General features: G+C 74.5%; 4 protein-coding genes and 1 pseudogene. 2 read left to right on the forward strand and 3 right to left on the reverse strand.

Features of this window, described 5'->3' with window-relative positions; translation table 11 throughout:
* From VER05_RS19705 to VER05_RS19715, 3 genes and pseudogenes are all read right to left on the reverse strand, one after another.
* Nucleotides 1–361, reverse strand: a pseudogene (locus VER05_RS19705) (ABC transporter permease); the annotation flags it as partial.
* Nucleotides 358–1,770, reverse strand: a complete 1,413-nt coding sequence (locus VER05_RS19710; protein WP_324847002.1) for a M14 family zinc carboxypeptidase — start codon at nt 1,768–1,770, stop codon at nt 358–360. The gene VER05_RS19710 and the pseudogene VER05_RS19705, both read right to left, overlap by 4 nt.
* The gene (locus tag VER05_RS19715; RefSeq protein WP_324847003.1) at nt 1,767–3,383 is read right to left on the reverse strand and encodes an ABC transporter substrate-binding protein; all 1,617 of its coding nucleotides are present in this window, start codon (nt 3,381–3,383) and stop codon (nt 1,767–1,769) included. Before VER05_RS19715 ends, VER05_RS19710 begins: the two co-directional genes overlap by 4 nt.
* Before the next feature lie 290 nt (nt 3,384–3,673).
* Here VER05_RS19715 and VER05_RS19720 point away from each other — a divergent pair, with 290 nt between their 5' ends.
* Nucleotides 3,674–4,405 (forward strand): FMN-binding negative transcriptional regulator, encoded by a 732-nt coding sequence (locus VER05_RS19720; protein WP_324847004.1) that lies wholly within the window; start codon nt 3,674–3,676, stop codon nt 4,403–4,405.
* 71 nt (nt 4,406–4,476) lie between these two features.
* Nucleotides 4,477–4,995, forward strand: a 519-nt coding sequence (locus VER05_RS19725) for an amidohydrolase family protein (RefSeq protein WP_324847005.1), incomplete at its 3' end; no start/stop codon positions are given.

A 4,995-nucleotide genomic window follows, 5' to 3' on the forward strand; every position in this document is an offset into this window, starting at 1 on the left:
CCGCGAACAGGCCGAGCAGCACCCCGAGGACGACCTCGATGCCCCACGCGGTCAGCGCCAGGGTGATCGTCACCGGCCACCGGGACTCCATGCGGCCGGCGACGGACTGCCCGCTGAAGTTGGTGCCGAGGTCGCCGGTGACCAGCCCGCCGAGGTACCGGGCGTACTGCTGGAGCACCGGCTCGTCCAGGTGGTACCGGGACCGGAGCTCGGCGACGACGTTGTCCGGCAGGGGCCGGTCGCCGCCGAGGGACCGGATCGGGTCGCCGGGCAGCGCGAACACCATGAGGTAGATGACCAGCGTGACGCCGAGGAACACGACCAGGAGCTCGACGGCGCGGCGCACCGCGTACCGGCTCACGACGCCGCCCCCGACGCGCCGCCCGCGGACCGGGCCGCGAGCACCCGCGACATCGCCAGCGTGGCGCCGTACTGGACGCCGACCAGCTGCTCGACCGGCAGCACGGTCAGGCCGGTGAGCGAGTCCGCCTCGGCGACCCAGCCGTCGTAGACCTCCCGCGCCCGGCCGGCGACCCGCCGGACCCGCGCGGTCGCGGTCCCCGCGTGCACCTCGGCGTCGAGCGCGCGCAGCAGCATCCCGCCGAACCGCAGCCGGAAGCACCGCACGACGTCCTCGTTGCTGAACACCTCGGCCGCGGTGGCGGCGCGGCGCAGCTCCGGGCGCTCGGCGCGCAGCAGCTCGGCGCGGCCGCCCTCGCCCATCATCGGCACGAACGCCTCGCTGGCCCGCAGGAACGGCGAGCGCAGCGTGAGGTCGGGCCGGGCATCCTCGAGCAGCCCCGTGAGCGTCGCGCCCAGGTCGACCAGCTCCTCGCCCTTGGCGCGCACGACGTCCGCGTAGTCGGCCGACGTGGGGGTGGTGTCGTCGGCCAGCGGGTGCGACCAGTACGGCAGCTCCGCGACCAGCGAGACGGTGCCGTGCCGGCGCGCGTAGGCGCTGGACGACTCGCCGCCGACCATCGTGGCCGCGGCCAGGCCCAGCGACTCCAGGTAGTCGTACTCCTCGCGGGTGCTCGACATGTGGAACACCGCGGGCGCGATCGACCGGATCGAGGGGGACTCGGGCTCGCCGACGTCGAGCGGCAGGCCGAGCGCGCGGGGGACGGCGTGCAGCGCGTCGACGGCCCCGGGCACCTCCTCGGACAGGTAGTAGTAGACGCCGCCGAGCTCCGCGTTGTGCAGGCTCACCATGAGCTCCGGCCGCACGTCGTCGATCACGCGCATGAGGGCCTGGGTCTCGGGGATGACGTCGTCGAAGTACGCGTCCTTGTACGCGAACGGGAAGGTCCACTCGACCTGCTCGAACGGCGCCGGGCGGTAGAACCGCCGCGAGTACGCGGTGCGGTCCGACGGGTCGGCGAACCAGGACTCGTTGAGCCGGGTGCCGTCCGGGTCGATGCACGGGACCAGGTGCCAGGTGGCGCCGGACCGCGCGAGCAGGTCGGGGTCGGCGACGAGCTCCGCGGCGAGGTGCTGGAGCGTCCGGAAGCCGATCGGCTCGTTCGGGTGCACGCCCGCGAACAGCAGGTGCGACCGCGGGCCGGAGCCGACGGTGAACATCGGGATCGGCTCGCCGAGGCGGGAGGTGCCGATCCGCCGCTCGGTGACGAGCCGCGGCTGGTCGGCCGCGAGCGTGCCGAACCAGGCCAGCAGCTCGTCGACCGGGGGGAAGCCGGACACCGGGGGGACCCGGCGGGCCCGCTCGAGGACGTCCTCGAGCGAGCCCGCCGGGATGGTTCCGTGGTTCATGCGCCCTCGGCGAGGACGACCTGGGTGTACGTCGGGTTGCCGACCGCCGACGTGGGCAGCTCGGCGACCCGGTCGGACACCACGTAGGAGTAGGTCTCGAAGAACAGCGGCGGGGCCGGGAAGTCCTCGAGGATCCGCTCCTGCACGGCCGCGTAGGCCTCGGCCGCGGCGTCCGCGTCCACCTCGGCGTCGGCGGCCGCGATGAGGTCGGTGACCTCGGGCTCGTAGTACGGGATGCAGTTCGGGCAGCCGCCGCCCTCGACGTAGAACGCCCGGAGGGTGTTCTGCTGGCTGGGGTACAGCGCGCCCCACCGGGAGAAGAACGGCCCGGCGATGTCGCCCGCGGTGCGCTTGTCGGCGAACTCGGCCCAGTCGGTGCTCGGGGTCGCGACCGCGTCGACGCCCAGGTTCTGCCGGAGCTGGTTGGCGATCGCCGTGTACAGCTCGTCCAGGCCGGAGCCGCCCGGGTAGAAGATGTCGATCGTGCCGTCGAACCCGCCGGCCTCCTCGAGCAGGGCCTTCGCGCCCTCGGGGTCGTACTCGCAGTACTCCGCGCAGATGCCCTCGGGCGTGCCCGCCTCGACGGCCGGGGTCAGCGCCGTGGCCGGGGTGAACAGGCCGCCGTAGATGACGTCGTTGATGGTGTCCCGGTCGATCGCCATGGAGATCGCCTGGCGCACCCGCACGTCGGAGTACCGCGCGTCCCACAGCGGCAGGCCGAGGTAGGAGATGCCGGCGGCCTCGAAGGTGTAGAGCCGGTCGCCGAAGTCGGCCGACGCCTGCGTCTGGCGCGCCACCGGGACGCCCGCGACGTCGATGTTGCCGGCCTGCACGTCGGTGTAGGCGGTGGTGGTGTCGGTGTACGGCACGAACGTGATCGCGTCGACCGTCGGGGCGGGTCCCTGGTAGTCGGCGTACGCCGTGACGGTCAGCTCCTCGTTCTCGGCGTAGTCGGTCTCCACCTCGAACGGGCCGTTGCCGACCGGGTGCGTGTTGTACGCGTCGAAGTCGTCGAACGCGGACTCCGGCATCGGGTAGAACGCCGTCTGCGCCTGGCTGAGCTGCATCGGGAACTGGCCGTCGGGGCCGGCCAGGGTGACGGTGAACGTCGTGTCGTCGACGACCTGCAGGCCGGACATCTCCGTGGTCGTCGGCTCGCCCTCGGCGGGGTTCAGGTCGGCGTAGCCCACGACGTTCGCGAGCTGGCCGGAGTTCTCCCACGCGTTCGGGCCGTAGGCCACCGCGTTCCAGGCGTCCACGTAGGACTGCGCCGTGACGGGCGTGCCGTCGTGGAAGGTCCAGCCGTCCTTCAGCGTGATCGTCCAGGTGGTGCCGTCCTCCGACTCGACGGAGTCGGCCGCGACGTAGGTCAGCTCGCCGGCGTCGTCGATCCAGGTCAGCGGGGCCCAGACGGCCATGGCGAAGTCGAACGCGATCGACTGCCGGCCGGGGATCAGCTGGATCGGGTCGGTGACGGCGACGCGGATCGCGCCGCCGCCCGAGCCCGTCGCGCTGGTGTCGGCGGACTCGTCGCCACCGCCGCCGGAGCAGGCGGCCAGGGCGAGCGCCAGCACGGCGGCACCGGCCGCGAGCCGGATCCGGGTCGTTCTCATGGGTCCTCCACTGCAGGGGGAGCGGCGGCAGGGGCCGCCGGGCGGGGGAGTGCACGGGGAGCGGGGTCGGCGGCTCTGCCGGGGTGGCCGGTCGCGCGGCGTCGGGGGTGGGACGTGGCGGGCCGGCGGCCGGGTCTGCGCCCGGCGGCGGTGCCCGACAGTCAACCCCGCCACCCCGTGGTGGAGTCAATAGCCGGGATGCTGAGAGTTCAGTAGGCAATGAAAGTTTTACGTGCGCGACACAGGGGACGGGTGCCGCCCGGGGCGTGCGTGGTGGTTCGATGGGCCGCGTGATCCACACGACCGACTACGTGCTGACCGACGAGGGCCGCGTGCGGGACCTGGTGCGCGCCCACGGGTGGGCGACGCTCGTCTCGGTGACCGACGACGGGCCGGTGGTGTCGCACGTGCCGGTGCTGCTGGGGGAGGACGTGGCGCTGCCGTCGGGGGGTGCGGCGGCACCGGCGCCGGATCCCTCGCCGCGACCGGCCCGGGACGCGCACGGCCTGCCGGACCGGTTCACGGTGCCGTCGGCGCCGTTCACCGTGCTCAGCCACCTGGGCCGGCCGGACGAGCTGCTGCACCAGGTCGGCTCGGGGCGGGAGCACCTGCTCGTGGTCGAGGGCCCGTACGGCTACGTGTCGCCCGGCTGGTACGGGTACGCCCCGGCCGTCCCGACGTGGAACTACCTCGCCGTGCACCTCTACGGCACGCTCGAGCTGCTCGACCCCGAGGACTCGTACGCCGTCATGGCCGCGACCGTCGACCGGTACGAGGCGCCCCTGCCGGCGCCCGTGCGCATGCCCGACGTCGAGGGCTACGCCCGCCGGATCGCGCCGGGCGCCGTCGGGTTCCGGCTCGCCGTGACCCGGTGGCAGGGCAAGGCCAAGCTCAGCCAGGACAAGCCGCGCGCCGTGGCCGAGCGGGTCGTCGAGCACCTCGGCACCGACCCGCACTACGCCGAGCCGGCGCTCGCGGCCGAGATGCGGGCCGAGCTCGACCGCCGCCCGGACTGGACCTGACCCGCGCCTGACCCGCGCATGACCCGGGGCGGCGCCGGTGCCGCCCCCACCCGAACGGAGACCCGACCCCCGTGAGCACCCCGCCGCTCGTCCTCACCCACGCCCGCCTGGTCGGCGCCGCCCGCACCGTCGACGTGCTGCTGCGCGACGGCCGGGTGCACGCCGTCGGGCCGGACCTGGCCCGGGGCGCCGGCGCGGGCGCCGAGCAGGTCGACCTGGGCGGCCGGACCGTCATGCCCGGGCTGTGGGACGCGCACACGCACATGACGCAGTGGGCGCTCGCCCGGCAGCGGCTCGACGTCTCGGCGGCGACCTCGGCGGCGCACGCGATCCGGATCGTGCTCGACCGGCTGGCCGCGCGGCCGCTCGCCCCGGGCGCCGCGCTGGTCGGCTACGGGTTCCGCGACGGCCTGTGGCCGGACGCCCCGACGGCGGACCTCCTCGACGCCGCGGTCGGCGACGCGCCGGTGATCCTGGTGTCCGGCGACCTGCACTGCGCGTGGTTCAGCACCGCCGGCCTCCGGTACGCGGGCGTCGCCGCGCACCCGACCGGGCTGCTCCGCGAGGCCGAGTGGCTGCCGCTGACCAGC

This window comes from Cellulomonas sp. (assembly GCF_035634735.1).
GTDB lineage: Bacteria > Actinomycetota > Actinomycetes > Actinomycetales > Cellulomonadaceae > Cellulomonas.

What these genes read in the sequence shown, in the direction of transcription:
- VER05_RS19710 (WP_324847002.1), bottom strand. Translation starts at nt 1,770, where the DNA reads ATGAACCACGGAACCATCCCGGCGGGCTCGCTCGAGGACGTCCTCGAG.
- VER05_RS19715 (WP_324847003.1), bottom strand. Translation starts at nt 3,383, where the DNA reads ATGAGAACGACCCGGATCCGGCTCGCGGCCGGTGCCGCCGTGCTGGCG.